At 73.1% G+C, this 25,973-nt stretch carries 24 protein-coding genes; 12 read left to right on the forward strand and 12 right to left on the reverse strand.

Annotated features, from left to right (window positions below; genetic code table 11):
* Nucleotides 1–214: 214 nt before the first annotated feature.
* Entirely contained in the window at nucleotides 215–1,573 is a 1,359-nt protein-coding gene (locus tag AC0VYM_RS15335; protein ID WP_475452623.1) for a dihydrolipoyl dehydrogenase family protein, read from the forward strand.
* Nucleotide 1,574: 1 nt separating this feature from the next.
* On the opposite strand, the gene AC0VYM_RS15340 is transcribed toward AC0VYM_RS15335, so the two are convergent.
* Nucleotides 1,575–2,417, reverse strand: coding sequence for a siderophore-interacting protein (locus tag AC0VYM_RS15340; protein ID WP_475452625.1), 843 nt, complete (start codon nucleotides 2,415–2,417; stop codon nucleotides 1,575–1,577).
* A gap of 72 nt (nucleotides 2,418–2,489) precedes the next feature.
* Nucleotides 2,490–3,467 (reverse strand): N-acetylglucosamine kinase, encoded by a 978-nt coding sequence (locus AC0VYM_RS15345; protein WP_475463053.1) that lies wholly within the window; start codon nucleotides 3,465–3,467, stop codon nucleotides 2,490–2,492.
* Nucleotides 3,468–3,631: 164 nt separating this feature from the next.
* Here AC0VYM_RS15345 and AC0VYM_RS15350 point away from each other — a divergent pair, with 164 nt between their 5' ends.
* Both AC0VYM_RS15350 and AC0VYM_RS15355 read left to right on the forward strand, forming a co-directional pair.
* A complete protein-coding gene (locus AC0VYM_RS15350; protein ID WP_475452627.1) occupies nucleotides 3,632–4,915 on the forward strand; it encodes a GNAT family N-acetyltransferase in 1,284 nt (427 codons plus the stop codon).
* Nucleotides 4,916–5,006: 91 nt separating this feature from the next.
* Nucleotides 5,007–5,753, forward strand: coding sequence for a metal-dependent hydrolase (locus AC0VYM_RS15355; protein ID WP_475452629.1), 747 nt, complete (start codon nucleotides 5,007–5,009; stop codon nucleotides 5,751–5,753).
* A 91-nt stretch (nucleotides 5,754–5,844) separates the two neighbouring features.
* On the opposite strand, the gene AC0VYM_RS15360 is transcribed toward AC0VYM_RS15355, so the two are convergent.
* Nucleotides 5,845–6,717 carry a ketopantoate reductase family protein gene (locus tag AC0VYM_RS15360; protein ID WP_475452631.1) on the reverse strand — a complete coding sequence of 291 codons (873 nt, stop codon included), beginning with the start codon at nucleotides 6,715–6,717 and terminating at the stop codon, nucleotides 5,845–5,847.
* 70 nt (nucleotides 6,718–6,787) lie between these two features.
* Here AC0VYM_RS15360 and AC0VYM_RS15365 point away from each other — a divergent pair, with 70 nt between their 5' ends.
* Nucleotides 6,788–7,414: a TetR/AcrR family transcriptional regulator gene (locus tag AC0VYM_RS15365; protein ID WP_475452633.1), complete on the forward strand. Its 627-nt coding sequence runs from the start codon at nucleotides 6,788–6,790 to the stop codon at nucleotides 7,412–7,414.
* Nucleotides 7,415–7,695: 281 nt separating this feature from the next.
* Complete coding sequence (locus tag AC0VYM_RS15370) at nucleotides 7,696–8,151, forward strand: nitroreductase family deazaflavin-dependent oxidoreductase (RefSeq protein WP_475452635.1); 456 nt, start codon at nucleotides 7,696–7,698, stop codon at nucleotides 8,149–8,151.
* A 30-nt stretch (nucleotides 8,152–8,181) separates the two neighbouring features.
* Here AC0VYM_RS15370 and AC0VYM_RS15375 read toward each other — a convergent pair whose 3' ends face one another.
* The 3 genes from AC0VYM_RS15375 to AC0VYM_RS15385 are packed head-to-tail and all read right to left on the reverse strand — an operon-like array spanning nucleotide 8,182 to nucleotide 10,629.
* The gene (locus AC0VYM_RS15375) at nucleotides 8,182–9,222 is read right to left on the reverse strand and encodes an aminotransferase class V-fold PLP-dependent enzyme (protein WP_475452637.1); all 1,041 of its coding nucleotides are present in this window, start codon (nucleotides 9,220–9,222) and stop codon (nucleotides 8,182–8,184) included.
* A 23-nt stretch (nucleotides 9,223–9,245) separates the two neighbouring features.
* Complete coding sequence (locus AC0VYM_RS15380) at nucleotides 9,246–10,079, reverse strand: phosphotransferase enzyme family protein (RefSeq protein ID WP_475452639.1); 834 nt, start codon at nucleotides 10,077–10,079, stop codon at nucleotides 9,246–9,248.
* 10 nt (nucleotides 10,080–10,089) lie between these two features.
* Nucleotides 10,090–10,629, reverse strand: a complete 540-nt coding sequence (locus tag AC0VYM_RS15385) for a MarR family winged helix-turn-helix transcriptional regulator (protein ID WP_475452641.1) — start codon at nucleotides 10,627–10,629, stop codon at nucleotides 10,090–10,092.
* A 207-nt stretch (nucleotides 10,630–10,836) separates the two neighbouring features.
* Between AC0VYM_RS15385 and AC0VYM_RS15390 the strand changes: the two genes are divergently transcribed.
* The 6 genes from AC0VYM_RS15390 to AC0VYM_RS15415 all read left to right on the forward strand — a co-directional run bounded on the left by AC0VYM_RS15390 (nucleotide 10,837) and on the right by AC0VYM_RS15415 (nucleotide 18,783).
* The gene (locus AC0VYM_RS15390) at nucleotides 10,837–11,799 is read left to right on the forward strand and encodes an MBL fold metallo-hydrolase (protein ID WP_475452643.1); all 963 of its coding nucleotides are present in this window, start codon (nucleotides 10,837–10,839) and stop codon (nucleotides 11,797–11,799) included.
* Between the two features lie 58 nt (nucleotides 11,800–11,857).
* Nucleotides 11,858–13,498: an FAD-dependent monooxygenase gene (locus tag AC0VYM_RS15395; protein ID WP_475452645.1), complete on the forward strand. Its 1,641-nt coding sequence runs from the start codon at nucleotides 11,858–11,860 to the stop codon at nucleotides 13,496–13,498.
* A gap of 41 nt (nucleotides 13,499–13,539) precedes the next feature.
* Nucleotides 13,540–14,757, forward strand: a complete 1,218-nt coding sequence (locus tag AC0VYM_RS15400; RefSeq protein ID WP_475452647.1) for a cupin domain-containing protein — start codon at nucleotides 13,540–13,542, stop codon at nucleotides 14,755–14,757.
* Nucleotides 14,754–15,596: a hypothetical protein gene (locus tag AC0VYM_RS15405; RefSeq protein WP_475452649.1), complete on the forward strand. Its 843-nt coding sequence runs from the start codon at nucleotides 14,754–14,756 to the stop codon at nucleotides 15,594–15,596. The genes AC0VYM_RS15400 and AC0VYM_RS15405 overlap by 4 nt, the downstream gene beginning before the upstream one ends.
* 27 nt (nucleotides 15,597–15,623) lie before the next feature.
* Nucleotides 15,624–16,838, forward strand: a complete 1,215-nt coding sequence (gene fahA, locus AC0VYM_RS15410) for a fumarylacetoacetase (RefSeq protein ID WP_475452651.1) — start codon at nucleotides 15,624–15,626, stop codon at nucleotides 16,836–16,838.
* Nucleotides 16,839–17,238: 400 nt separating this feature from the next.
* Nucleotides 17,239–18,783 (forward strand): trypsin-like serine protease, encoded by a 1,545-nt coding sequence (locus tag AC0VYM_RS15415; RefSeq protein ID WP_475452653.1) that lies wholly within the window; start codon nucleotides 17,239–17,241, stop codon nucleotides 18,781–18,783.
* Nucleotides 18,784–18,818: 35 nt separating this feature from the next.
* On the opposite strand, the gene madM is transcribed toward AC0VYM_RS15415, so the two are convergent.
* The 4 genes from madM to AC0VYM_RS15435 all read right to left on the reverse strand — a co-directional run bounded on the left by madM (nucleotide 18,819) and on the right by AC0VYM_RS15435 (nucleotide 22,974).
* The gene (gene madM, locus AC0VYM_RS15420) at nucleotides 18,819–19,583 is read right to left on the reverse strand and encodes a malonate transporter subunit MadM (RefSeq protein ID WP_475452655.1); all 765 of its coding nucleotides are present in this window, start codon (nucleotides 19,581–19,583) and stop codon (nucleotides 18,819–18,821) included.
* 1 nt (nucleotide 19,584) lies between these two features.
* The gene (madL, locus tag AC0VYM_RS15425; RefSeq protein ID WP_475452657.1) at nucleotides 19,585–19,983 is read right to left on the reverse strand and encodes a malonate transporter subunit MadL; all 399 of its coding nucleotides are present in this window, start codon (nucleotides 19,981–19,983) and stop codon (nucleotides 19,585–19,587) included.
* Between the two features lie 76 nt (nucleotides 19,984–20,059).
* The gene (locus AC0VYM_RS15430) at nucleotides 20,060–21,580 is read right to left on the reverse strand and encodes a malonate--CoA ligase (protein ID WP_475452659.1); all 1,521 of its coding nucleotides are present in this window, start codon (nucleotides 21,578–21,580) and stop codon (nucleotides 20,060–20,062) included.
* Nucleotides 21,581–21,621: 41 nt separating this feature from the next.
* Nucleotides 21,622–22,974 carry a malonyl-CoA decarboxylase domain-containing protein gene (locus AC0VYM_RS15435; RefSeq protein WP_475452661.1) on the reverse strand — a complete coding sequence of 451 codons (1,353 nt, stop codon included), beginning with the start codon at nucleotides 22,972–22,974 and terminating at the stop codon, nucleotides 21,622–21,624.
* Between the two features lie 119 nt (nucleotides 22,975–23,093).
* On the opposite strand from AC0VYM_RS15435, the gene AC0VYM_RS15440 reads away from it, so the two are divergent.
* A complete protein-coding gene (locus tag AC0VYM_RS15440; RefSeq protein ID WP_475452663.1) occupies nucleotides 23,094–23,771 on the forward strand; it encodes a GntR family transcriptional regulator in 678 nt (225 codons plus the stop codon).
* A 162-nt stretch (nucleotides 23,772–23,933) separates the two neighbouring features.
* On the opposite strand, the gene AC0VYM_RS15445 is transcribed toward AC0VYM_RS15440, so the two are convergent.
* Complete coding sequence (locus tag AC0VYM_RS15445; RefSeq protein ID WP_475452665.1) at nucleotides 23,934–24,737, reverse strand: alpha/beta fold hydrolase; 804 nt, start codon at nucleotides 24,735–24,737, stop codon at nucleotides 23,934–23,936.
* A 193-nt stretch (nucleotides 24,738–24,930) separates the two neighbouring features.
* A complete protein-coding gene (locus AC0VYM_RS15450; protein ID WP_475452667.1) occupies nucleotides 24,931–25,755 on the reverse strand; it encodes an SDR family oxidoreductase in 825 nt (274 codons plus the stop codon).
* Nucleotides 25,756–25,973 lie beyond the last annotated feature (218 nt).

Below are 25,973 nucleotides of genomic sequence, written 5' to 3' on the forward strand. Positions count from 1 at the left end.
GTCGCGGCTTCTCCACACCCGCGGACGGAGCCCGGCCGCGCGTTCGCCGCGCGGGCGTGACCTGGCCAAGGAGGGGACCTCGCGGATCCGGCGGTGCGACCGGGCGTGAGACGGCGCCAGCCGGGGAACCGTCACGCGTGTCGGTTCCCCGGTGTCCCGCCGACGCCGGACACCATCGGGGGTGAACCACCGGACCACGGGCGGAGCGAGGCACATGGAACACCTGGACGCGATCGTGATCGGCATGGGGCCGGGCGGTGAGACGGTCGCGGACCGTCTGCTGACCGCCGGGCGGCGGGTGGCGGTGGTCGAACGCGACCTCGTCGGCGGTGAGTGCGCCTACTGGGCCTGTGTCCCCACCAAGACCCTGCTGCGTGCGCCCGAGGTGCGCGCCGAGGCCGCCGGGGCCGCCGGGGTCGGTGAGGCCGCCCTGGAGTGGCCCGCGCTGCGCGCCTACCGGGACCAGATGATCCGGCACCTGGACGACTCCCGACAGGCCGAGGGCTACCGGGAACGCGGTGCCCTGGTCCTGCGCGGCGACGCGCGGGTGGTGGGCCGTGACCCGTGGCGGGTGGCGGTCGGCACCACCGAGTACACCGCCGACCACGTGGTGGTCGCCACGGGCGCCAGCGTGCTGGTCCCACCGATCGAGGGACTGGAGGAGCTGGGCCCGGACGTGCTGTGGACCAACCGTGAGGCCACCACGCTCACGGAGATCCCCCGGACCGCGCTGGTGGTCGGGGGGAGCGCGGTCGGCGTCGAGCTGGGCCAGTTCCTGGCGCGCGCGGGCACCCGGGTCACCGTCGTCCAGCGCGGGCCCCGGCTGCTGGACCGCGAGGAGCCCCGGCTGTGCGAGCTGATCAGCGACCAGTTCGACCGGGACGGGACCACCGTCCACCTGAGCAGCCAGGTGAACTCGGTGACCAGGGACGGTGACGGTGTCCTCGCCGTGCTGTCCGGCGGTGAACGCGTCCGCGCCGACGTGATGGTCCTGGCCACCGGGCGGGTGCCACGGGGTGACCGGCTCGGCCTGGCCGAGCTCGGAGTCGAACCGGACCGCGGGGCCCTGCCGGTGGACGACCACTGCCGGGTCGCCCCCGGCCTGTGGGCCGTCGGGGACGTCACCGCCCGGGCGATGTTCACCCACGTGGCCAAGTACCAGGGGAGGGTGGTCAGCGCGAACATCCTCGGCGGCGACCAGACGGCCGACTACACCGGGGTCCCCCGGGTGGTGTTCTCCTACCCGGAGATCGCCGCCGTGGGGCTGACCTCGGAGCAGGCCCGGGAGCAGGGTCTGGACACGGCCACCTCCGAGACCGACCTGACCTCGGTGCTGGCCCGCCCGTGGACCATGGAGACCGACCCGCGCGGAACGCTGGGGCTGGTGGCCGACCGCGACCGAGGGGTGCTGGTGGGGGCCTGGGCCTTCGGGGCGCAGGCCTCGGAGTGGATCCACACCGCGGCCCTGGCGATCCGCCTGGGTCTGCCGATCACCGACCTGCGCGACTCCGTGCCCCAGTTCCCGACCTTCAACGAGGGCTACCTGATCGCGCTGGACGCCCTGGACCTGTGAGTCAGGAGGCGAGGGCGGCGGCCTCCTCGGCCTCCACGCTCCGGTTCCACTCCGGCTTGGAGGCCTGCCAGCCGTCCTCGTCGCGGCCCAGCCGCCAGTACCCGGAGACCGACAGGTGCTCCTTGGGCAGGGCGAGCTCGACGCGCAGCAGGCGGCGCAGGTCGCGGACGAAGTTGGCCTCACCGTGCACGAAGGCCCGCACCTCGCCGGACGGGAACTCCAGCGAACGCACGGCCGGGACCAGCAGGGACCCCGGGACGCCGCCGTCGCGGTGCAGCCAGGTCACGTGGACGTCCGGGCGATCGGTGAGGTGCTGCTCCTCGGCCGCGCCGTCGACCTCGACGAACACGTGCGCCGGGCGGCCCTCGGGAAGGGCCTCGACACTCGCGGCGATGGCGGGCAGCGCGCTCTCGTCTCCGGCCAACAGGTGCCAGTCGGCCTCGGCGTCCGGCGCGAAACCGCCGCCGGGGCCGAGGAGGCGCAGCCGGTCACCGGGCCGGGCCGCCGCGGCCCAGACCCCGGCCAGGCCGACCTCGCCGTGGTACACGAAGTCGATGGTCAGCTCACCCGCGTCCCAGGAACGCACGGTGAAGGTGCGGGTGGCCGGCCACTCCGAACGGGGCCGCTCGGCGCGGACCGCGTCGAGGTCGAAGTCCTCGGGGTCGTCGTGCGCCGTGGGCGGGAACAGCAGCTTCACGTAGCTGTCGGTCGAGCCGTCCGTGGCGAAGTCGGACAACCCCTCGCCGCCCAGGACCACCCGGACCATGTGCGGGGTCAGGCGCTCCACGCGCTCGACCCGGCCGGTGTGCACGGTCCTCTTCGGACGCTGCTGCCGCTCCGTCACGACTCCCCCTCCATTAGGTTAGGTAAACCTAACACTAGGGGGCCGTGGTCGCGCCGGGCAAACCGGGGCGCCTCAGGAGACGCCCTCCGTGAACACGCCGTGCAGGTCTACGTCGCGCTCGTCCGCACCCGCGCGCAGGGCCGCCAGCCAGGCCGCGCCGCCCGACGTGCTCCCGGCCATGAGTACCGGCGCGCCGGTCCCCATGGTGAGCTTGTGGGTGAGCGCCTCCCGGACCGGAGCGGACCCGGTGAGCACCCCGCCGGACAGGACCACCGGCAGGTGCTCCCCGGGCACCCGCACCTGGTGCACCGACTGCGCCAGGTGGCCCGCGGCGGCGTTCACGATCACCACGGCCGCAGGGTCGTGCTCGTACGCTTCCGAGACCAGCGGAGCCAGGGCCGCGAGACGGATCGGCGGGGCGGAGGTCAGGGTGCGCGCGAAGTTGCGGGCGTGCTCCTCGGGCCACCGCTCAGGGCCGCTGGGCCGCTGACCGGGGATGACCCGCTTGGCCACCGTCCGGGCCAGGGGGCTGAGATCGCCGCCCCGGCTCAACTGGCGCGCGGTCTCCCGGGCCGCCTGGTGGCCGATCCAGAACGCCGAGCCCTCGTCCCCGATCAACCAGCCCATGCCGTCCGCCGACCGTCCCCGCTCACGGCCCTCGATCCGGGTGGCGATCGCCCCGGTCCCCGCGATGAGGACCGTGCCGTCGCGCTCGGAGGTCCCCGAGGCGAAGGCGACCGTGTCGTCGCCGGAGAACTCCTCACCCGTGGGGCTCAACCCGGCCTTGGCCAGCGCCCTGTCCAGCCGGGCGCGCACACCCGCGTCGCGCAGCCCGGAGTACCCGGCCAGCCCGACCACCGTGGCGGCCACGGCGTCGCGCGCCCCGGGCCCCGCCCGGTCCAGCGCCGCGCCGATCGCCTCGGTCAGCCGCTCCGCGGCCACCTCGGGGCCGTGTGTGTTGGGGTTGGCACCCCCGGACCTGGCCTCTCCCCGCCGTTCGCCGGTCAGTGTGGTCACCAGGGCACGGGTGGTGGTGCCTCCCGCGTCCACCCCGACGACCAGCGTGGGGGAGAGGGAGGGGATTCGTCGTGTCGTCACGACCAGAGCGTGCCCCACCCCGGCCCGCCTTACTCACGCGGCCCGCCCGAAGGGAGGCCCAGAGCACGCCCAAAACCACTGGCCGCCGCTTCGTCGTCACTGGTAAGCCTGACCGTATGACCGACATCAAGAAGGCGGACTTCAACCCGCCGAAGCAGGGCTGGACCGTGCGCCACACCGACGCGGACGAATTCGCGCAGGCGGCCAGAGTGTTCGGACAGAGCCTGCTGTTCCCCGAGGACGTCGACGGCCTGTTGGAGCGGATGAGACCGCTGCACGACGAGGTCGGCTACGAGCGGGCCCTGGTCGCCGTGGACGAGGCCGAGGGCGAGGTCATCGGCACCGCCAACCACTTCCCCTTCGAGATGACGATGCCCTCCGGGCGCGTGCCCGTGGCCGGGGTGACCGGTGTCGGAGTGTGGCCCACCCACCGCCGCCGGGGCGTGCTCAGCTCCCTCATGCGCCGCCAGCTCGCGGACGTCCACGCCGCGGGCGTGCGCTACGCCGCCCTGTGGGCCTCCGAGGGCTCCATCTACGAGCGCTTCGGCTACGGCAACGCCTGTACGGAACTGGACACGATCCTCAGCCGCCCCCACGGCGCGCTGCGCGCCGACGCGCCCCGCGACCCGGACCTGCGCGTGGTCCTGCGCGAACCGGAGCGGGTCCGCACCGACCTCGAAACCGTGCACGAGGCCGTCTGCGCGGTCCAGGTCGGCCAGTTCCGCCGCACGAAGCCCTGGTGGGACCGGGCGCTGTTCGACGCCCCCTCCCGGCGCGGCGACAAGGGGCCGCTGGTGGCGGCCGTCGTGGGCAACGCGGACGGCCCCCTCGGCTACGCCCTGTACCGGGTCAAGGCCAAGTGGGAGGACGACGGCGCCCAGGGTGAGGCGCACGTCCAGGAGATCACCGCCACCACCCCCGCCGCCTGGGCCGCCCTGTTCGACCACCTGTTCAGCCGGGACCTGGTCGCCAAGGTCTTCTTCCCGTTCCTGCCCGCCGACTGCCCGCTCCACCACCTCCTCCCGGACCGGGGCCGCGCGGTGGCCAGGCACTTCCCCTCCCTGTGGGTGCGCCTGGTCGACGTGGCCGGTGCCCTCACCGAGCGCCCCTACGCCGCCCCCTTCGAGGGGGTCGTGGCCGTCACCGACCGCCACGCGCCGTGGAACGCCGGACGGTGGCGGATCAAGGCCGACACGGACGGCGCCCGGGTGGAGCTCACCGACGCGGCCCCCGACCTGTCCCTGGACGTGTCCCACCTCGGCGCCGCCCACCTGGGCCAGACCACGCTCACCGGCTTCCAGCGCGCGGGTCTGATCACCGAGCACACCCCGGGCACCGTGGCCCGTCTGGACGCGGCCCTGCACCGCGTCGACGCGCCCTTCTGCGGGGTCATCTTCTAGACCGCGAGCGGGTGCCCCGCCGGGGCACCCGCCCACCGGAGGTCCTGGGAAGCTTTCGGGTGAGAGTTCCCCCTACCCCCGGAGGTCTTCCATGATGGGCTCTTCGCACGCCGCGACCGGTGTGCTCGCCGGTGCGGCGGTCGGCGCCCTCGCCGGTTCGGAGGTCACCGACGTCCTCGTGTGCGCCGCTGTCGGCGCGGGTGCCGCCCTCCTCCCCGATCTCGACGAGCCGGGATCGTCCGTGGGCCGGTCCCTGGGACTGCTGTCGGAGAAGACGTCGACGGGCCTGCGGGCGCTGTCACGGCGCGTGTACACCGCTTCGGGCACCCGCTACGAGCTGGAGGCGGGCAAGGACGGCGGGCACCGCCACCTCACCCACACGCTGCCCGCAGTGGTGGTGTTCGGCCTGCTCGGATATCTGGTGGCCGCCGTCGCGCCCCTGGGGACCGGGGTGGTGGTGTTCGCGATGGCCGCCCTGGGAACGGGCACGGTCGCCCGGTCGCTGAGGGGGCCCGGACGGGAGCGGGGGGTCGCGGTGGCGATCCTCGCGTTGGTGTGCGCGACGACGGCGGTGTACGCCCCGGGCGGGGCCCCGTGGCTGATCGGCCTGACGGTGGCCGTGGGGGCGTTGACGCACGTCCTGGGGGACTGGATGACCCGGTCGGGGGTGCCGCTGGCGTGGCCGCTCAGGGTCAGGGGGAAGAGGTGGTGGATGTTCAGGTCGCCGCTCGCGTTCCACACCGGTAGGTCGCCGGTGGAGGTCGGGATCAGATGGGCCTCGCTCCTCGCCGCCCCACTGATGCTGCTCGCTGCGGTCCCCGCCGCCCCCGCAGGCTAGGGACACACGGGCCACACGTCGGCCCGTACCCACGTGCGCGGGGCTGACCACGGTGGATCTTTCAGTGAAGGCAACGCCGCGTGGTGGCCGCTCAGCGGGCTCCCGCGGGGCCACGGAGCTGTTCGGCCAGCCGGTCGAGTTCGGCCGCCGTGGCGGACGAGGAGTCGTCGAGTCCGCTGTGCACGGCCGTCGGGCTCCTCAGGAACCGTCGGAACACGGCCACGAGGAGCCCCTCCGGGAGAGCCCCCAACACCGCGAACGCGCGAGGCACAGGCGGTGTCTCCAACCCGGCGAGGTTCTGCCGCATGACGTGCACCACGCCGCGGACCGCGTCCGGGTCGTCGGCCAGCGCCACAGGGCCGCCCGCCTCGTACGCCGCCCGCCCGAGCGGTACCGAGAACGCCGCGTGCGTCCTGAGCCAGGCATCCATCCGCGGCTCGGCCCTGGCGTTGAGCCCGGCGGTGCGGAACGTCTCCACGATCCGTTCCAGCCGAGGTGTGGTGCGGCCGTCGGGTTCGCCGATCGGAATCGCGACCCGGCGGGTGACGACGTTGCTCCTGCGGTAGCGGACCACGTCCCCGTCCATCGTGCCGCCGGTCGTGGGGAAACCGAGCAGCAAACGCTCGTGGCCGATCCCCGCGCTCAGCGCCTCCGGTCCGCCCGCCCAGTTGAGCATGAAGAGCACGTCCCCCCGGACACCGGCGAGTGGTTCCAGCACCGTGTCCGCCTGGTGGGCGCGGACGAAGACGGTGATCAGGTCGTACCCGCCCTCCGGGCGCTCGACCACCGGCACCGGCACCCGCTTGACCACGGGGCCGTCCTCCTCGGCGAGCCGCACGCCGTGTCGGCGCAGAGCTGTCAGACGCTCGCCCCGGGCGAGGAGCGAGACATCGTGGCCGGCCTCATGCATGTGGGCGGCGAACAGGCTGCCGCACACCCCGGCGCCGTACACGAGCAGTTTCATGGCAGTCCTCTTTCACACGATCGTTTGAATCATACGTTTGTTTGAATCATACATATGTATAGTCGCTTGTGTGGCGACCCCAGACACCCGGACCCAGATCCTCGACGCGGCCGAGCACCTCTTCGCTGAGCACGGATACCGCGGCACCTCAGTGCGCGCGATCACCACACTCGCGGGAGCCAACCTGGCCGCCGTCGGCTACCACTTCGGCTCGAAGGCGGAGCTGATGGCGGCGGTCGCCCGCCGCGTGATCGAGCCCATCAACGCCGCCCAGTACGCCGGGCTCGACCGACTGCTCGCCCGGACCCCCGACCCGTCGGTCGCCGACCTGGTGGAGGCGTTCGTGGGGCCGATGTTCGACGGGATGCGGGCCGGTGACGAGGGCGCCCGGACGTCCCGGCTGATCGTGACGATCCTCAGCGACCCCGCCGAGGAGGTACGCAGCTGGACCGGCCCGGCCGAGGACTCGGTCCGCGAGCGCTACCTCGCCGCCTTCACGCGCGCACTGCCCGGCCTCCCCCCGGAGGAACTGTGGTTCCGGATGCGGGGGAGCCTCGCCGTGACGGCCGTCGATCGCCTGGAGGTCCACCAGCAGCCCACGCCTGGCTGCGGCTCCCCAGGACCGGGCGAAGCGGCCCGGCGGTGGGCGATCACGTTCCTCGCGGCGGCGATGAGCGCTCCTCCGACCCGGATCTGACGACGACCCGGGACAGACACTGGCGAGGGTCTCAGGCGGTTCCAGGCCGGTCGCCGGAATCACGGGAGTCGGCGTTCCGGGAGCGCACCCTCGGACACCCCCGACGACCGTGCGGAAAAGGGTCTCCGCAGGGCTCCGGTGGTGCACGGTCCCCGGGGCCCCCTTCCGCGACCAGAGCTTCTGACGGGGGCTGGCGAGCGGGAAGGCGAGTCGGGCTCCGCCGCGCCGGGCCGCCATGGCACGATCGGGGTGGATTCCGTAGCCGAACACCGGGGAGAGCGATGACCGCCAGTGGCGTACTCCAGGGCGAGTACGAGCCGAGTCCGTCGAAGTTCGTCCGAGACCAGGTGGAGCTGTACGAACGCACCGGGGGCCGGGAGGGCAACACGCTCATGGACACCGGCATGCCGGTGATCATCCTGACCACACGCGGGCACAGCAGCGGCAAGGTTCGCAAGTCCGCCCTCATGCGCGTGGAGCACGACGGCGCCTACGCGGTGATCGGCTCCCAGGGCGGAGCACCCGAGGACCCCGCGTGGGTGGGCAACCTCCGCGCCGCCCCCGACGAGGTCGCGCTCCAGGACGGCCCCACTCCCTTCGCCGCCCGCGCCCGGGAGGTCCGGGGCGAGGAGCGTCAGCGGTGGTGGGACCGTGCCGTGGAGGCCTACCCGCCCTACGCGGACTACCAGGAGAAGACGGACCGGCTCATCCCCGTGTTCGTGGTGGAACGCACCTGAGGCGCGCGGCCGGTCCCCCCGGGGACCGGCCTAGGTCAGCGCCGTGACCAGACGGTCCACGTCCTCTTCGGTGTTGTACAGGTGGAAACCCACCCTCAGCCGTCCGTCGCGGAGCGCCGCGAGGATCCCCGCCTCATGGAGGCGTTCGGCGGTTCCGTCCGGAACGGCGAGGGAGACGATCGCCGAGCCCGTGGCTTCGAGTCCCAGCGCGTTCCGGAACCTGTCGGCCAGGGCCACGTCGTGCGCGTGGACCGTCTCCAGCCCGACCTGTTCGAGCAGTTCGAGGCCTCGGGCCAGGCCGATCCACGCGGGCCACACCGGGGCCAGGTCCAGGCGGCGCGCCCCCTCGGCCAGTCGCAGCGGTCCGCCGTAGAGGGAGTTCCACGGTTCGGCACCCGCGTACCAGCCGGGGGCGAGCGGGGAGAGCTCGGCCAGGGCTTCGTCGGTTCCGGTCAGGAAGGCCGCGCCGCGCGGGCCCAGGAGCCACTTGTAGGTGCTGGACACGACGTAGTCCGCGAGCGGGGTCGGCAGCCATCCCGCTGACTGGCTGGTGTCGAGCAGCAGGCGGGCGCCGTGGTCGGTGCACGCGGCGCGCAGGGCCTCGAACGGGGCGATCCGCCCGGTGGCCGACTGCACGGCGGCGACCGCCACCAGCGCGGTGCCCGGGCCGACCTCGTCGGGCAGGCGGTCCAGGGGCACCTCGCGGACGCGGAGGTCCCGGGCCATCAGGGGGAAGGCCACCGAGGTGAACTCTCCCTCAGCGAGCAGGACCTCGGAGCCGGGCGGCAGGCTCGCGGCGACCGTTCCGACGAACTGCGAGGTGTGGGTACCCACCGCGACCCGGTCGGTGTCGACACCGGTCAGCCGTGCGTAGGTGGCGCGGGCGGCGTCCACGACGCCGTCGACGGAACCGGGGGAGAACCGTCCGGCGCTCACCTCCCGGAGGTTCTGTTCCAGGTCCAGCCGTGCCCGGCGGGTCAACAGGCCGTGGGTGGCGGTGTTGAGGTAGGTGCCCTCGGGCGAGAACTGGCTCTGGGCCTGCTTGAGGCGGGTTGCGGTCATGGGTCGCATGCTCACAGGCGCGGTGGGCTCGTTCAAGGGCCATTTCGCCGGGATTGGACCCTTTCGGTCCGCAGACGATCCAGCCACGCGGTACCCACCCGGCGCCCGTCGGGGAACCGGTCGTCCCGGTCCCAGCGCCAGGCCGTGATCATCGCCAGCACGAGGAGCCGGCAGTCGCGCAGAAGGTCCGGGTCGGCGCCCGGGTAGTGCGCGGCGACCTCGTCGGGGGCGTGCGCGAGGTCGAACTCCACCGGCCCCCGGCAGCAGGTCTCCAGGTCGACGAAGAGTGGTCCCCGCGCGGTGGCGAGCAGGTTGCCGGGGTGCGGCTCACCGTGCAGGAGCTGGTCCGGGGCGCGGCCGACGATCCCTCGTTCGAGCTCGTCCAGTGTGTCCGCGAGCAGCGTCCGGTCCGGGGCGGTCAGTTCCGGGCTGCGGTCGGGGTCGGACACGAGCTGCCGGGCCTGGTCGACGCGGTCCGTGAAGTGCGGTGTGGGGTGGTCGACCGCGCGCATGCCGAGGTGCAGCCGGGCGAGCGCGTCGGCGTAGTCGGGCGCGGGGACCTCCGGTGGGCCCGCGTGGTGGGTCCACAGCGTGACCTCGAACCCGTCGTGTCGGTGGACGTCCGGTGTCACGCGGGGGTCGAGTGCGGCCACGGGGCTCGCGGTGGCGGAGAGCACGAGGGCGAGGTCGACCTCGAACCGCGCGACTCCGTGGCCCTCGGGAGCCACCCGGGCCAGGACGTCGCAGGGCAACAGGTGCAGGGTGAGCCGGTTCGAGCGGTGGAGGACGACCGCGTCGTCGGTCCTCAGACCGAGGGACGTGGCGACGGCGGTGGCCGAGGCCACGGCGCGTTGGAGCTCCCGCATCGGGCCCCTCTCAGTTGCGGAACTTGGCCTGGGCGTCGGTGGACCCGGCCATCAGTTTGTTGAGCAGCCGGACCAGCTCGTGGCGCTCCTCGGGTTCGAGCGCCTCGGCCCACGCGCTCTCCCGGCGGTTGTGGGCGCGGAAGACGCCCAGGATCGCCCCGTATCCGTCGTCGGTGAGGCTGAGCTGGAGGGCGCGGCGGTCGTGCGTGGCACGTTCGCGGCTCAGGAGGCCGTCGCGTTCGAGGGTGTTGAGCAGGGCGGACAGCGCGGCGCGGCTCATACCGGAGATCTCGGCGGTGGTCTTGGCCTCCATGGGCCCCGCCAGCCACAGGGCGAAGAGCACGCGGAACCCCGGCCAGGTCCATCCCCGGGGGCGGTGGACGGAGGACTCCAGGTCGTAGACGACCATGCTCGTCGCCCGGTTGAGGGTCAGCACCATGCGCATGGCCTCGGAGTTGACCGAGGGAAGCTCGCGTTCGGCCTTGTGCACCGCGTAATCCACGAACGACCAGAAGGTGAGCTCGTCGGGGGGTGCCGTGTCGTGAGTCACGCCGACCAGCCTAGTACGGGGCGGGTTCGGTCCCGTCGTCCGTGACAGGGGGAGCACGGTGGGTAGCCTGGGGGCGTGATCTGCATCACTGGAGTGGTGGTCGTGGGCCTCTTGGTCCTGTGGCGTGGAGCACGTTAGGGTCTGTTTCATCAAATGTTTGATCATTTGGGCGGCAGTCGCCCGCGACGAGTGAAGGGCCCTTCGACCATGGCAGCCAAGCCGTTCGCCTCATCCGCCGACACCGAGGCCAAGGAGCAGACCCTGGAGGTCCTGGCCGACGGCGTCTACGCCCTCACCGCCGAGGGGGACCCCAACGTGGGCGCCATCGAGGGCGAGGACTTCGTGGTGGCCTTCGAGGCACTGGCCACCCCCACCGCCGCCAGGGAGTGGCTCACCCAACTCCGCGAGCACACCGACAAGCCCATCCGCTACCTGGTGCTCTCGCACTACCACGCGGTCCGCGTCCTGGGCGCCAGCGCCTTCGACGCCACCGTCATCCTCACCCACGAACTGACCCACGAGCTCATCCGCGAGCGCGGCAAGGAGGACTGGGCCAGCGAGTTCGGCCGCATGCCCCGCCTGGCCAAGGACGCCGACTCCGTCCCCGGCCTGACCTGGCCCACCCAGACCTTCGCCGACCGCACCACCATCGACCTCGGCGGCGACCGGGGCGAACTGGTCCTGGAGTACTTCGGCCGGGGCCACACCGAGGGCGACATCGTCGCCTGGCTGCCCAAGCAGAAGATCCTCTTCGCCGGAGACCTCGTCGAGGCCCAGGCCGCCCTGTACACCGGCGACGCCTTCCACAGGGACTGGGCCGGAACCACCCTCGACCGGGTCAAGGCCCTCGGCGCCGAGATGCTCGTGGGCGGGCGCGGCGCCGTCAGCCGCGGCCGCGAGGAGGTCGACGCCGCCATCGAGCAGACCCGCACCTTCCTCGACGTGATGATCCGCGAGGTCGGCGCCGTCCACGAGCGCGGCGGCACCCTCAAGGAGGCCTTCACCGCCACCCACGCGGCCCTGGTCGACGACTACGGCCACTGGCCGATCTTCGAGCACTGCCTGCCCTTCGACGTCTCGCGCCTGTGGGACGAGTTCTCCGGCGTCGAGCGCCCCGTCATCTGGACCGCCGAGCGCGACCGCGAGGTCTGGGCCCAGCTCCAGGGCTGACCCCGAACCCCTCCCTCCCCACGCGCCCGTACGGGGCGCCCCACGAACGGAGCCCACCATGCGCCCCCCTGCGCCCCGCACCCCGGCCGACACCGGCACCGACCCCGTGCTCGTGCTCGGCGCGGGGCCGGTCGGACAGACCGCGGCCCTGCTGCTGGCCCGCCGTGGGGTCCCCGTACGGGTCGTCGACGCCCGCCCCGAGCGCGACGCCGTCGGTTCCAAGGCCATCTGCCAGCAACGCGACGTCCTCGACGTCTGGGACTGGCTCGGCGGCGGACGGATCATCGAGGAGGGCCTGACCTGGGACACGGCCCGTACCTTCTACCGTCGGCACGAGCTGTTCAGCGTGCGCCTGCCCGACCCCGGCGCCTCCTCCCTGCCCTCCTTCGTCAACATCTCCCAGTCCCGTACCGAGGAGGTCCTCGACGAGCTCCTGGCGGAGGCGGGGGTGGCGGTCAGCTGGGGCCACGAGGTCACCGGGATCGACCAGGACGCCGACGGGGTCACCGTCGAGTGCGCCACCCCGAGGGGGCCGGTACGCCTGCGCGGCACCCACGCCCTGTCCTGCCTGGGGGCCCACGGCGGTGTGGTCCGCCACGACCTGGGGCTGGACTTCTCCGGCACCAGCTTCGACGACCGCTTCCTCATCTGCGACATCCGCGCCGACCTCGGTGACTGGGCCCGCGAACGCCGCTTCTACTTCGACCCCGAGTGGAACCCCGGCCGCCAGGTCCTCATCCACCCGTGCCCCGGCTCGGTCTTCCGCATCGACTGGCAGGTGCCCTCCGACTTCGACCTGTCGGCCGAGGAGTCCAGCGGGCGCCTCGACGCCCGCATCCGGCAGATCATCGGGGACACCCCCTACGAGATCGTGTGGCACTCGGTCTACCGCTTCCACACCCGGGTCACCGACCGCATGCGCGCCGGACGCGTCCTGCTGGCCGGGGACAACGCCCACCTGGTCGCGCCCTTCGGCGCGCGCGGCCTCAACTCCGGGGTCCAGGACGCCGAGAACGCCGCCTGGAAGCTCGCCTACGTCCGCGACGGCTGGGCGGGGGAGGACCTCCTGGAGAGCTACCACACCGAACGCCACGCGGCCGCCCTGGAGAACGCCGACGTCACCAGCGCCACCATGCGCTTCCTCGTCCCCCAGGACGACGCCGAGCACGACCGGCGCGTCAGCGTCCTCGAACGCGCGGTCACCGACCCCGGGGCCCACCCGAACGTGGACTCGGGGCGCCTGGCCGAACCCTTCTGGTACACCGACTCAGCGCTGACCACCGCGTGTCCCGAGCGCCCCTTCGGAGGCCGTCCGCCGCGCGGGCTGGCCCCCGCACCCTGCCCCGGCGTGATCCTGCCCGACGCCCCCGTGACCGTGCCCGGCCGCCCCGAACTCACCCGCCTGCGCCCCCTCCTGCGGGAGGGGCTCACACTGCTGCTCGGTGAGGGCGCGGCGCGCTCCGCCGTGCACGCCACCGCGACCGGCGCCACCCGGGCACCCGTCACCACGCTGCTCATCGACGAGATCGACACCACCGGAGCCCTGCGCCGCGCCCTGGAACCCCTGCCCGGACAGGTCTGGCTCGTACGGCCCGACGCCCACGTCGCCGCCGTCGTCCCCGGTGACGACACCGACGCCGTGCGGGCTGCGGTCCGCACGGCCCTCGGACACCCGGCCACCGACACCGTCCCCGCGTAGACGCGGTTCCCCGACCACCCAACCAAGGAGGAAGACCGGACATGGCGTACTACCGCAAGGTCGGTGAGGTGCCCCGCACCCGCCACACCCAGCACCACAACCCGGACGGCGGGCTGTACTACGAGGAGCTGATGGGGGAGGAGGGCTTCTCCGCCGACTCCTCGCTGCTGTACCACCGGGCCATCCCCTCGGCGATCGTCGACGCCGCCGAGTGGGAGGTCCCCGACCAGTCCCTGCGCCGCAACGCCCCGATGGTGCCGCGCCACCTCAAACTCCACGACCTGTTCCAGGGCGAGGAGTGGCGCACCGACGACGTCGTCGAGTCCCGCCGCCTCGTGCTGGGCAACGGTGACGTGCGCATCTCCTACGTCGTCGCCGGAGCCCCCTCGGAGCTGTACCGCAACGGCATCGGTGACGAGTGCGTGTACGTCGAGTCCGGCACCGCCCGGGTGGAGACGGTCTTCGGCCTGCTGGAGGTCGGCCGGGGCGACTACGTCATCCTGCCGCGCGCGACCACGCACCGCTGGGTGCCCACCGGCGACGAGCCGCTGCGCGCCTACGTGGTCGAGGCCAACAGCCACATCGCCCCGCCCCGGCGCTACCTGTCCCGCTACGGCCAGCTGCTCGAACACGCCCCGTACTGCGAGCGCGACCTGCGCGGCCCCGACGGGCCCCTGCTGGTCGAGGGCGAGAACGTGGACGTGCTCATCAAGCACCGGGGCGACGGCCCGGGCGGGATCTCCGGCACCCGCTACACCTACCCCACCCACCCCTTCGACGTGGTCGGCTGGGACGGCTGCCTCTACCCGTACGTGTTCAACGTCGACGACTTCCAGCCCATCACCGGCCGCGTCCACCAGCCGCCGCCCGTCCACCAGGTGTTCGAGGGCCACAACTTCGTCATCTGCAACTTCGTGCCGCGCAAGGTGGACTACCACCCGGGCGCCATCCCGGTGCCGTACTACCACTCCAACGTGGACTCCGACGAGGTCATGTTCTACTGCGGCGGCGACTACGAGGCCCGTAAGGGCTCCGGGATCGGTCAGGGCTCCATCTCCCTGCACCCCGGAGGCCACTCCCACGGCCCGCAGCCCGGCGCCTACGAGCGCAGCGTGGGCGCGGAGGCCTTCGACGAGCTCGCGGTCATGGTCGACACCTTCCGTCCGCTGGACCTGGGTGAGGGCGGCGCCGCCGTCGACGACGGCAGCTACGCCTGGACCTGGGCCAAGGGCCAGCGCGCACGGCGGGAGCAGGCGTGAGCGACAACCGGAGCCTCTACCGGGCCCTGTTCGACGACGCCGCGCTGTTCCCGCCCGGCAACGCGCCCATGGGTGAGGCGATCCCCGCCCACCGGGCGCACCGGGACTCCCGCAGGGCGCCCTACGTGGGGCCGTTCCTGGTGGCGGACGCCCGCCTGGCCGAGCTGCGCACGGTGCTCTCCCGGGACGACGGCGACCACGCTCCGCTCGCGCTGGTGGTCACCGTCCCCGGTGGGGCCGACGGCGTCGCGGCTGCGGTCGACGCCGTACGCTCCGACCCGGCGCTGAACCTGGCCGGGGTCGAGGTGGCGTCCGCTCCCGGGCAGGCGGCCACCACCGCCGCCGCGGTGGCCGGGGCACTGGGGCCCGGGACCGACGGCTACGTGGAGGTCGCCCGGGGCCCGGGCGCCGCCGACGACATCGCGGCCCTCGCCGGAACCGGTGCCCACGCCAAGTTCCGCACCGGGGGGCTCACCCCCGAGGCCCACCCCGACGAGGTCGAACTCGCCGCCCTGCTGGGCGCCGCCGTCACCGCCGGGGTGCCCTTCAAGTGCACCGCCGGACTCCACCACGCGGTCCGCCACACCACCGTGGAGGGCTTCGAACAGCACGGCTTCCTCAACGTGCTGCTGGCCACCCACACCCTGCTCACCGGAGGGGACGAAGCCGAGACCGCCAAGGTCCTCGCCGACCGGGACGGACCCTCCCTGGCCGCACGCGCCGGACAGCTCACCCCCGACGAGGCCGCCCTGGTCCGGTCGCACTTCCGTTCCTTCGGCACGTGCAGCATCAGCGACCCCCTGGAGGACCTCGTCGTCCTCGGGGCGCTCCACGCCTGACCACACCCACTCGCAGAAAGCTCCTCCATGCCCGACAGCTGGCTCGACATCGCCCCGGACACGCAGTTCGGCCCGGCCACCCTGCCCTACGGCGTGTTCTCCACGGCGGACGACCCCACCACCCGCGTGGGTGTGGCCGTCGGCGGGCACGTCCTGGACCTCGGTGCCGCCGCCCGCGCCCTCGACGCCCCCTTCGCCGCCGCCGTCTCCGGGCCCGACCTGGACGCGCTCCTGGCCGCAGGGCGTCCCGTGTGGGACCAGGTCCGCGCCGCGCTCACCTCGTGGATCACCGACCCCGCCCACGAGACCGCGGTGCGCCCGCACCTGGTGGACCGCGCCTCGGTGACCCTGCACCTGCCGTTCACGGTCGGTGACTACGTGGACTTCTACGCCTCGGAGCACCACGCCACCAACGTGGGCCGCATCTTCCGACCGGGACAGGAGCCGCTCACCCCCAACTGGAAGCACCTGCCCATCGGCTACCACGGGCGTTCGGGCACCGTCGTGGTCTCGGGCACCGACGTCGTCCGCCCCACCGGCCAGCGCAAGCCCCCGACCGAGCCCTCCCCGGTGTTCGGGCCGTCGACGCGGTTGGACATCGAGGCCGAGGTGGGCTTCGTCGTGGGCACGCCCAGCCCCATGGGTGGGCGCGTGGCGGTGGACGACTTCGCGGACCACGTGTTCGGGGTGTTCCTGCTCAACGACTGGTCCTCCCGCGACCTCCAGGCCTGGGAGTACGTGCCGCTCGGCCCGTTCCTCGGCAAGTCGTTCGCCACGTCGGTCTCCCCGTGGGTGGTGCCCGTCGCCGCGCTGGAGTCGGCCCGGGTCGAGCAGCCCGCCCAGGACCCCGAGCCCCTGCCCTACCTGAAGGGCTCCCAGCCCTGGGGGCTGGACCTGCGCCTGGAGGTGCGGCTCAACGGTCACCTGGTCTCCACGCCGCCCTTCTCGCAGATGTACTGGACCGCCGCGCAGCAGCTCGCGCACATGACCGTCAACGGCGCGTCCCTGCGGACCGGTGACGTCTACGCCTCCGGGACCGTGAGCGGCCCCGAGGCGGCCCAGCGCGGCAGCCTCCTGGAACTCACGTGGTCGGGGAAGGAGCCGCTGCGGCTGCCCGACGGCACCGAACGCGCCTTCCTGGAGGACGGCGACGAGGTCACCATCTCCGCCACCGCGCCCGGCCCGGACGGCACGAGGATCGACTTCGGTGAGGTCACCGGCCGTATCCTCCCGGCGAGGTAGCACGGCGCGGGACGAGGGGCGGCGGGTCCGAAGGGGCCCGCCGCCCCTTCTCCTCGTACCGGCCACCGTGCGGCCGACTATTGTCCGCCTTCCCCGTTCCGGGTGGCCGCCCGGAACAGAGGGAAGGGACCTCGGCGTCAGGACCGGGCCGCGCGCACCGAACAGTTCCACCTGCGCGGCCGAGTTCTCCGCCGGGCCGAGCACGAACGTGTCCAAGCCGTGCTCCAGGACGAACCGTGGAGAACGGAGTGCTGGTGCGGACGATTCCGGAGACGCAGCCCACCGACCTCTCGCGCTACCACCTGGCCCAGGACGCGTTCGGGGCGGCGGCCGGAGGGCGCCTCCGCTGCGGCGCGGCACCACACATTTACGCAACACGGGCCCGACTAGGTTCCGGCACATGCGTAGACAACTCCTCCTGCTCGGTGCCGCGTGCGCGCTCACCGCACCCCTGTTCTCCGCGGTCCCGGCGCAGGCGATCGTGGGCGGTACCGAGTCCACCGGTGCCTACTCCTTCATGGGTTCGTTCCAGCCCTCCTACCCGGCGCCCCCGCGCGAGGACGGCCACGGCTGCGGCGTCCTGCTCCTGGCCCCCCAGTGGGTGCTGACCGCCAGCCACTGCGCCGGCAAGAACCCGACCAACGCGAAGGTGGGGGTCCCCGAGGGCTGGAAGGTCCGGATCGGGTCGCTGGACAGCACCTCCGGGGGTGAGGTGGCCGAGGTCGACCACTACTACCGGCTGGCGACCAACAACGACGAGGGCGGCTTCTGGGGCAGGGACCTCGCCCTGATGCACCTGGCGGACCCGGTCGAGGCCGAACCCGTGCGCATCGCCCGCAGCACCCCGGCGGAGGGCTCACCGGCCCGGCTCCTGGGATGGGGCATGACCTGCGACGACAGCGGCGATCCGGCGTGCTATCCCGAACGGTTGCACGAGGCCGACACTGTGGTCCAGCCGGTCTCCGCGTGCGGGTCCGAGGGCCCCACCGACGAGCTGTGCATCGGCAGCCGCGACGGCAGCGTCAACGCGGCCAACATGGACTCGGGTGGGCCCGCTCTGGTCCACGAGGACGGGGAGTGGGCCGTGGCTGGCGTGGTCAGCGGTCCGAGCGGGAACGACGCGCCGGTCTGGTTCACCGACGCCTCCCTGCACACCGAGTGGATCGAGGGCATCATCGACGGCACCGACGTGCCCGCCGACGACGAGATCCCGAACGTGGAGGGTGCGGCGCGCCTGGGCGGCTGCGCGGGCTCGGTGGTGCGGACCGCGTCCTCGGGCACGGAGGACCCCGCGCTCCTGCTGACCAACGGCCACTGCGTGCAGGAGGAGCGCCCCGCCCCGGGAAGCGCGCTGGTCGACCGCCCGGCCGACGGCGAGGTGCACGTCGGCGGCCCCCAGGGCTACCCCCGGGCCACCGCCGGTCTGGAGCGCCTGGTGTACGCGACGATGACCGGTACCGACGTGGCGCTCTACCGCCTGGACACGACCTACGGACAGCTGGAGTCGGAGGGGGCCAGGGTCCTCGACCTGGCCTCCGAGCCCGTGCGCGCGGGCGAACCGCTCACCATGCTCGTCCCCCACACCCGCCTGGAGTGCTCCGCCGAAGCCGTGGTCCCGCACCTGCGCGAGGGCGGCTACGAGCAGGACGCCGCGATCCGCTATGCCTCGGACGAGGCCTGCGCTGTCCAGCCGGGCATGTCCGGTTCGGCGCTACTGGCCCCCGACGGCTCCACGGTGGTGGGGGTCCACAACACCCACAACCGGGACGGCGGGGAGTGCACCGACAACAACCCCTGTGAGGTGGACGGGGACGGCGATCTCTCCTTCGAGCAGGGTCGCGCCTACGGCCAGCAGGTCCACATGATCACGAACTGCCTGACCGCCGGGTCCGAACTGGACCTGGCACAGCCGGACTGCACCCTCACCGGGGCCGCGCGCTCCTGAACCACCCGGCCGGATCAAGCGCACCCGCCCCCGCCTCACCCGCCGACGAGGGCCCTGAGTACCACGTACAGCAGCGACGGTCCGAGCAGGCAGCCCACGCCCGTGTAGAAGGTGGCGGTCATGGCGCCGTAGGGCACCAGGCGCTTGTCGGTGGCCGCCAGCCCGCCCGCGACACCGGAGGTGGTGCCCATCAGGCCGCCGTAGGCCATCGCGGTCTTGGGGTTGTTCAGTCCGATCAGCGGGGCGATCAGCGGTGTCCCCACCATCACCACCACGGACTTGACGAGCCCGGCGGCCACGGACAGCGCGATCACCTCCGAGCTCGCGCCCACCGCGGTCCCGGTCACCGGACCGACGATGTAGGTGGCCGCGCCGGCGCCGATGGTCGCCATCGACGCGGCGTCCGTGTAGCCGAAGGCGGCGGCGATCGCCGCCCCGACGGCGAACGAGACCAGCACGCCCAGCACGATCGACAGCACGCCGACCAGTCCGGCGCGTTTGATCTCCCGCAGGTCCACGCCGTAGGCGGTGGAGACGATCGCGAAGTCCCTCAGCATCGCGCCGCCCATGAGGCCCAGCCCGGAGAAGACCGCGATGTCGGCCAGTCCCTGCTCGCCGCCGGAGACCCATCCGCCCCAGTACGCCAGCGCCAGGCCGAGGATGATGGCGATGGCCGAGCCGTGCAGCCAGCCGCGGGTGAGCTTCTTGGACAGCCATCCGGAGACCGCCATCAGCCCGCCGACCACCACGAAGGCCACGAGCAGGTCATTGCTCTCGAAGACGCCGATGATCCGGTCCATCTCAGACCTCCCGCCCTTCCTCGACCAGCGGCGGCAGCGGTTCCGCGGGTTCGCCGATCCGCGACAGGACGGGCACCAGGGCGGCCCCCGCCGCGAGCGCTCCCAGGCCCGCGGTGATCGCCATCGGGCCGCCCGCGATCGCCTTGACCACGTTCTGGGTGGAGGCCATGGCGATGACGACCGGGATGTACATCGCGCTCCAGAAGAGCACGCCCTGCTCGGTGGCCTCGGGGAGTTTCCCGTTCCTGCGCAGCCGGTCGGAGACGAGCACCAGCATGATCATGGCGAAGCCGACGCCGCCGATATTGGCGTCGACGCCGACCGCGGCACCGAGGAGTTCGCCCACGAGCGCGCCCGCGAGCAGGCACACCGCCAGGGCTGCCACTCCGTAGAGGACCATCGATTTCTCCTTGCTTCGGGGGGTGTCCGGCGGGAGCGCCGGGGATCGCCGCTGGGGGTTCGGGAGCGACCGTCGGTCAGGCGTCCGCGCCGGTGAACAGGTCCGCGTAGCGCTCGCGCAGTTCGGCCTTCTGCACCTTCCCCATGACGTTGCGGGGCAGTGCCGCGACGACGCGCACCGTGCGCGGCCGCTTGAACCGGGCGAGGTCTCCGGCGATGGATTCCAGCAGCTCCCCGGCCTGGAGCTCCTGCCCCGGCCGGGGGACGACGACGGCCGCCACGGCCTCCCCCAGGTCCGGGTGGGGGACACCGATCACGGCGGACTCCAGAACCCCCGGGTGCGCGTCGAGGAGCTCCTCGACCTCCTTGGGGTAGATGTTGTAGCCGCCGGAGATCACGAGGTCCTTGTCCCGGCCGACGATGCACAGGTGGCCGTCCTCGTCGACGCGGCCCAGGTCGCCGGTGACGAAGAAGCCGTCCGCGCGGAACTCGGTGGCGGTCCTCTCCGGCATCCGCCAGTAGCCGGAGAAGACGTTGGGGCCGCGGACCTCGATGATGCCGACCTCTCCGTCGGGGAGCTCCCGTCCGGTCTCCCGGTCCGCCACCCGGATCTCGACGCCGGGGAGCGGCCGCCCGACCGTGCCGGGCCTGCGCGGCCCCTCGTAGGGGTTGGTGGTGTTCATCCCGGTCTCGGTCATCCCGTAGCGCTCGAGGATGGCGTGGCCGGTGCGGGCCCGGAAGGCCTCGGCGTCGCTCGCGAGCAGCGGGGCCGAGCCGGAGACGAACAGCCGCATCGGGGCGCAGGACCCCGGGGTCAGCCGGTCGCTCCTCAGCAGGCGGGTGTAGAAGGTGGGGACGCCCATGAGCACGGTGGCGCGGGGCAGCAGGTCGATGACCGCGTCGGCGTCGAACCCGGACAGGTAGTGCATGGAGGCGCCCGCCACCAGCGTCATGTTGACCGCGACGAAGAGCCCGTGGACGTGGAAGATCGGCAGGGCGTGGATCAGCCGGTCCTCGGAGGTGAACCGCCAGGCCCGGAGCAGCGCCTCGCAGTTGGAGGCGAGGTTGCCGTGGGTGAGCACGGCCCCCTTGGACCGCCCGGTGGTGCCGGAGGTGTACAGGATGGCCGCCGGGTCCCCGGCCGAGGCGTCGTGGTCCCCGTCGTGGCGGCCGTCCCCCTCCAGGAGGGTGCCGTGGCCGGAGGTGCCCAGGGTCTCGACGACGAGCCCCCCGGCTTCGCGACCGGTGTGCTCGCCCCGGCGGCCGGGTGAGCAGACGAGCACGCGGGGCCGGGCGTCGCCGAGGAAGTACGTCATCTCCGCATCGGTGTAGGCGGTGTTGAGCGGGAGGAAGACCCCGCCGACGCGCAGGGTCGCCAGGTACAGCGCGACGGCCTCGGGGGACTTCTCCACCTGCATCGCGACCCGGTCGCCAGGGGTGACGCCGTCGACGAGGAGGCGGGCGGCGATCCGCCGCACGGTCTCCTCGGTCTGCCCGTAGGTGATGCTCCCGCCGCCGGGCAGCTCGAACAGGGTCCGGTCCGGTCGCCGCCGCGCCTGCTCGGCGAAGGATCGGTGAATGGCCGTGAATGGCGCCATCAGTGGTGTTCCTCTTTCTCGTTCGGTGCGGTGGAGGTGTCTCACGAGTCGGAGCCCGGGGCGTCCGGCAGCGCGTCCCGTAGAGGGCCGTCGAGCGCCACGGTGCGGCGGCGGACGAAGTCCTCGTGGCGGCGTTCGAGCTTCTCCGGCTCGTAGCGGTAGTTGACCATCGCGCCGTAGGACTGCCTCCAGGCCTGCGCCGAGGTGTTCGACGGCCAGTTGAGCCTCCACGCGGCGGCCCCGTTGCCCAGGTGGAAGCGGGCGACCGGGTCGAGGGGCCGCCCGTCGTCGCGCGTCTCGGCCGCGATGTACCGGGCCAGGACGGGCAGGAGCCGGGAGCGGATCCGCGCGGTGTCCGCGGGGTCAAGGTCGGCCGGGCCGTCCGCGGCGCCCAGGTCCCGGACGAGTTCCCGCAGGTCGGCCTCGCTCCCGGCCCGCTCGTCGAGCCAGCGCCGGAACCCCGGGATCGGTGAGAGCGTGACGAAGTGCGCCAGGTGCGGCAGTCGGTCGCGCACCTGCTCGATGACCTGCTTGATGAGGAGGCTGCCGAAGGAGATCCCGGTCAGGCCGTCCAGCGCGTTGTTGATCGAGTAGAGCGCCGCCGTGTCGGCCTCCCGGGGGTCCAGGGCGGGGCCGGGCTCCAGCAGGGGGGTGATGTCGCCCGGCGTCCCCCGCACCAGGGCGACCTCCACGAAGATCAGCGGCACGTCGCCGGTGGCCGGGTGGAAGAAGGCGTGGATGCGGCGGTCCGCGGGCTCCAGGCGGCGGCGGAGTTCGGCGCGGTCCGCCATCGGGTGGACCCTCTCGTAGCGCAGCAGGTGGTCGTGCAGACGCCGGGGCGAGTCCGGGGTGACCTCCGCCAGGCGGAGGAAACCGCGGTTGAACCAGGAGGCGAGCAGGTGGTGGAGGTCGTGGTCCAGGGGCCGCAGCTCCGGATGGCGGCGCATCAGCCGGTGCAGGTCCGCGCGCATCCCGACCAGGGCGAGCGTGGCGTCGGGCGCGTGGTTCATCCGGCGGAACAGTTGCTGGCGCGTCGGCTCGACCGCGTCGAAGAGCCCGACCAGCTCCTCATCGCCCCCGGATCCGCTGTTCCTGGCCTCGTCCCAGCGGTGGAAGGCGGCGCGGACCCGGTCGGGGTCGACGCCGTGGTCCTTGATGACGTGGGTGAAGAAGGCCGTCCTGCCGGAGTCGTCGAGCTCGCCGTAGGCGGCCAGGGCCCGCGCCGCGACCGCGCGGACGGAGGCCTCGCCCACGTCGCCCATGAGGACCTCGCAGGCGGTGATCAGGCGGTCCAGGGCGGGCGGCCCCGACGTGTCGGCCGCCTGGGGGCCACCGCCGTGCCCCTCTTTCGCCGGTCGGACCGGACCGGTCTCGCGCGCTCCGTCGGGCCGCATCTCCGCTCCTTAAGTAACATACATCACTTGGGGTGATATATATAACAGGGAACGTAGGGTATGGAACAGGGGAGCGCAACCCCCGCAGCCGGTCGGCTAATCTGGGCGCGGAGGTGTCGATGGCTCGGGTTCCGGAATCCCAACGCGTACGGGACGCGCTGGAGAACGCCGTCGTCGAGGGCCGGTACCGGCCGGGTGAGCGCCTGGACCCGGGGCGGCTCGAACGCGAGTTCGGGTGCTCGCGCACACCGATCCGAGAGGCGCTCCAGGCCCTGGAGCGCTCCGGGCTGGTGCAGATCCGCCCCAAGCAGGGCACGTACGTCACCGAGCTCGGCGTCTCCGAACTGGCCGAGCGCTTCGAGGTCATGGCCGAGCTCGAGGGGATGGCGGCACGGCTCTGCGCACGCCGCATCGAGCGGGAGTCGATGGACCGGCTCAAGCACACCCTGCGCGCGTGCGAGCGGTACGCCACGGCGGGCGACGCCGACGGGTACTACTACGCCAACGCCGATTTCCACGGCGTCGTCTACGAGGCGTGCGGCAACGAATACCTGCGACAGCAGGCCCACGCGCTCAAACGGGCCCTCCAGCCGTACCGACGGCTCCAGCTCCGGGTGCCGGACCGCATGCGGCGCTCCCTGGCCGAGCACCGAGCGATCGCCGACGCCGTCGTCGCCGGGGACGCCGAGGCCGCGGAGAACGCCGCCCGCGACCACGTGCTCGTGCAGGTCAAGGAGTTCAGCCAGCTCGTACGGACCTGGCGGCACCTCACCGATGCGGCGCGCGGCGACGGGTGAGGGCCGGGCGGTCGGCCGCCCCTGACGCCGACACCGCTCGGCAGCACCCGCCGACGCCTCTCCTCACCCACAGGCTTTCGCCCGGCGGAGGCCGAGGCGCCGTGGCCTCCCCCCACCCCGGCCAACCGGGCGATCACGGAGGTCTGCGCGGGCCGCTCCGGGTCAGGCGGAAGGGACCGAGCGCAGGAAGTCCCGCACGGCCAGGGCGTGGCCCGACGGGTCGTCGCGGTGCACCCAGTGACCGCAGCCCGGCAGCACGCGCAGTCGTGTGCCGGGCCGTCGTTCGGCCATCTCCCCGGCCTGCCGCTCGGACAGCAGCGGGCTGAGCCCGCCGCGCAGGAGCAGGGCCGGATGGGCGGAGCCCAACCAGTCGGCCCAGAAGTTCCCGACGTTGCCGTGCTGCGCCGCCATCATGTCCCGGTGGTCGAACCGCATGCGCCACACCCCGTCCCGTTCGTGGGCGCTGTCCATGAAGTACCCGAGCGAGGGGACGCCCTCGCCTACGAGGAACGCGGCCAGAGCCTCCCGGCTCGGGAAGGTGGGGGGCCAGCCGGTGACGTCGAAGACCGGGGGATCGATCTCGGAGGAGTCGGTGACCGCTCCGGTGTCCTCGACGACCAGGGCGCGCACCAGCCCGGGACGGCGTGCCGCCAGCTGGTAGGCGTTCACCCCGCCGAGGGAGTGGCCGAGGACGAACGCCGGGCCGAGGTCGAGGTGCTCCAGGAACGCGGCCACGTCCCCGACGAAGGCGTCGCGGCCGAGGTCGCCGCCGTGTTCGGAGAGCCCGTGGCCGCGCTGGTCGAGGGCGATGAGCCGGAAGTCCGGGGCCAGGTGCGGTGCGAGACCGGCGAAGGAGACGGCGCGGCCGAACGTCCCGTGCAGGGCGACCAGCGGGACACCGCCCCCGCCGAAGTCGAGATAGCTGAAGGCGCGTCCGCGCAGCGTGACGGGGGTCTGGGCGATCATGGGGTCGACGGGTTCCTCGGGTCGGGAGCGCGGGCGGCGTCGTGGGAACGCACCCGGTGAGGGGCTCCGCGGCGGGGAGGGCGGGAACCGGTGGCGACCCGTGCACCCCACGGTACAAGGACCGTGCCGGGCGCCGTCCTCCGCCTCGGAAGCCTGCCCGCCGTCCACCGGCGGTCCGGAGTCCTCCGGCCCGTCAGCCGGGGGTCCCGCCGAGGGAGGAGGCGATCACACCGCCGTCCACCAGCAAGTCGGCGCCGGAGACGAACCCGGCGGACGGACCGAGCAGGAACTCCGCCGCGGCCGCGATGTCGGCGGGGGTGCCCACGCGACCGGCGTTGGAGGCCTCCACCATCGCCCGAATGCTCCGCCCGTGCTCGCCGTCCAGCTCACTGCGGCCCATGGGCGTGGAGACCAACCCGGGGCTGATGCTGTTGACCCGCGCCCCCCGGGTGCCCCAGACGACGCTGGCGCCCTGCACCCGCAGCCGGTTGGCGCGCTTGGCGAACCCGTAGGCGCGCCCGGAGTCGGGGAAGCGGTCCTGCGCGGTGACGGGAAGGGACAGCAGGTGGTCGGCCGGTGCGGAGGCCAGCTGGACGGCCTCCCGCGGTGACAGCTCCACCGGACCGTAGGAGGCCATGCTGGAGATGACCAGGCCCGCTCCGCCCGGGGCGACGACCTCGGCGAACTCCTCCAGTACGAGGGCCACGCCGAGCAGGTCCACCGCCAGGATCACCGGCACGGGGGCCTGGACCGGGGAGACCCCGGCGGTGTGCACGACCTTGCGCACCGGGCCCGCCGCGGCGGCGGCGCGCGCCAGCCCGGCGACGGAGTCCCGGTCGGCGACGTCGACCGGACACCCCGTCACGTCGTACCCCTGGCCCGCCAGCCGGTCAGTGACCGCTGACAGGAGCTCCTCGTCGCGGTCGGCGAGCAGCAGGCGCGTCCCCGCCCCGATCCTCGTGGCGATCGCCTCGCCCATGCCGCCCGCTCCGATGACCACGGTCACGTCGTCGGCCATGCCGCCCTCCTCTTCCGCGCGCTGTGGACGGCGCCCACTGCGACACGGCGTTCGCCGGTTCTGTGACCACCTTCGTACCATCCACGTTTCCGGGCCCGGTTCGGGGCCCGTCCCCGCGCCCGGACCGGGTCCGTGGAACGCGCTCGCTCGCGCGCGTTCGATCCCCGGTCCTTGCTCGGGGAGGCGCCAGGAGTGGTCTGACCTGCGGCGTAGATTGG

The sequence above is a fragment of the Nocardiopsis sp. iso_237 genome, assembly GCF_056173345.1.

Coding starts and splice junctions, on each gene's coding strand:
- AC0VYM_RS15335 (WP_475452623.1), top strand. CDS start 215: ATGGAACACCTGGACGCGATCGTGATCGGCATGGGGCCGGGCGGTGAG.
- AC0VYM_RS15430 (WP_475452659.1), bottom strand. CDS start 21,580: ATGGCGCCATTCACGGCCATTCACCGATCCTTCGCCGAGCAGGCGCGG.
- AC0VYM_RS15415 (WP_475452653.1), top strand. CDS start 17,239: ATGCGTAGACAACTCCTCCTGCTCGGTGCCGCGTGCGCGCTCACCGCA.
- AC0VYM_RS15400 (WP_475452647.1), top strand. CDS start 13,540: ATGGCGTACTACCGCAAGGTCGGTGAGGTGCCCCGCACCCGCCACACC.
- AC0VYM_RS15395 (WP_475452645.1), top strand. CDS start 11,858: ATGCGCCCCCCTGCGCCCCGCACCCCGGCCGACACCGGCACCGACCCC.
- AC0VYM_RS15350 (WP_475452627.1), top strand. CDS start 3,632: ATGACCGACATCAAGAAGGCGGACTTCAACCCGCCGAAGCAGGGCTGG.
- madM (WP_475452655.1), bottom strand. CDS start 19,583: ATGGACCGGATCATCGGCGTCTTCGAGAGCAATGACCTGCTCGTGGCC.
- AC0VYM_RS15370 (WP_475452635.1), top strand. CDS start 7,696: ATGACCGCCAGTGGCGTACTCCAGGGCGAGTACGAGCCGAGTCCGTCG.
- AC0VYM_RS15445 (WP_475452665.1), bottom strand. CDS start 24,737: ATGATCGCCCAGACCCCCGTCACGCTGCGCGGACGCGCCTTCAGCTAT.
- AC0VYM_RS15390 (WP_475452643.1), top strand. CDS start 10,837: ATGGCAGCCAAGCCGTTCGCCTCATCCGCCGACACCGAGGCCAAGGAG.
- fahA (WP_475452651.1), top strand. CDS start 15,624: ATGCCCGACAGCTGGCTCGACATCGCCCCGGACACGCAGTTCGGCCCG.
- AC0VYM_RS15435 (WP_475452661.1), bottom strand. CDS start 22,974: ATGCGGCCCGACGGAGCGCGCGAGACCGGTCCGGTCCGACCGGCGAAA.
- AC0VYM_RS15360 (WP_475452631.1), bottom strand. CDS start 6,717: ATGAAACTGCTCGTGTACGGCGCCGGGGTGTGCGGCAGCCTGTTCGCC.
- madL (WP_475452657.1), bottom strand. CDS start 19,983: ATGGTCCTCTACGGAGTGGCAGCCCTGGCGGTGTGCCTGCTCGCGGGC.
- AC0VYM_RS15440 (WP_475452663.1), top strand. CDS start 23,094: ATGGCTCGGGTTCCGGAATCCCAACGCGTACGGGACGCGCTGGAGAAC.
- AC0VYM_RS15355 (WP_475452629.1), top strand. CDS start 5,007: ATGATGGGCTCTTCGCACGCCGCGACCGGTGTGCTCGCCGGTGCGGCG.
- AC0VYM_RS15375 (WP_475452637.1), bottom strand. CDS start 9,222: ATGCGACCCATGACCGCAACCCGCCTCAAGCAGGCCCAGAGCCAGTTC.
- AC0VYM_RS15380 (WP_475452639.1), bottom strand. CDS start 10,079: ATGCGGGAGCTCCAACGCGCCGTGGCCTCGGCCACCGCCGTCGCCACG.
- AC0VYM_RS15450 (WP_475452667.1), bottom strand. CDS start 25,755: ATGGCCGACGACGTGACCGTGGTCATCGGAGCGGGCGGCATGGGCGAG.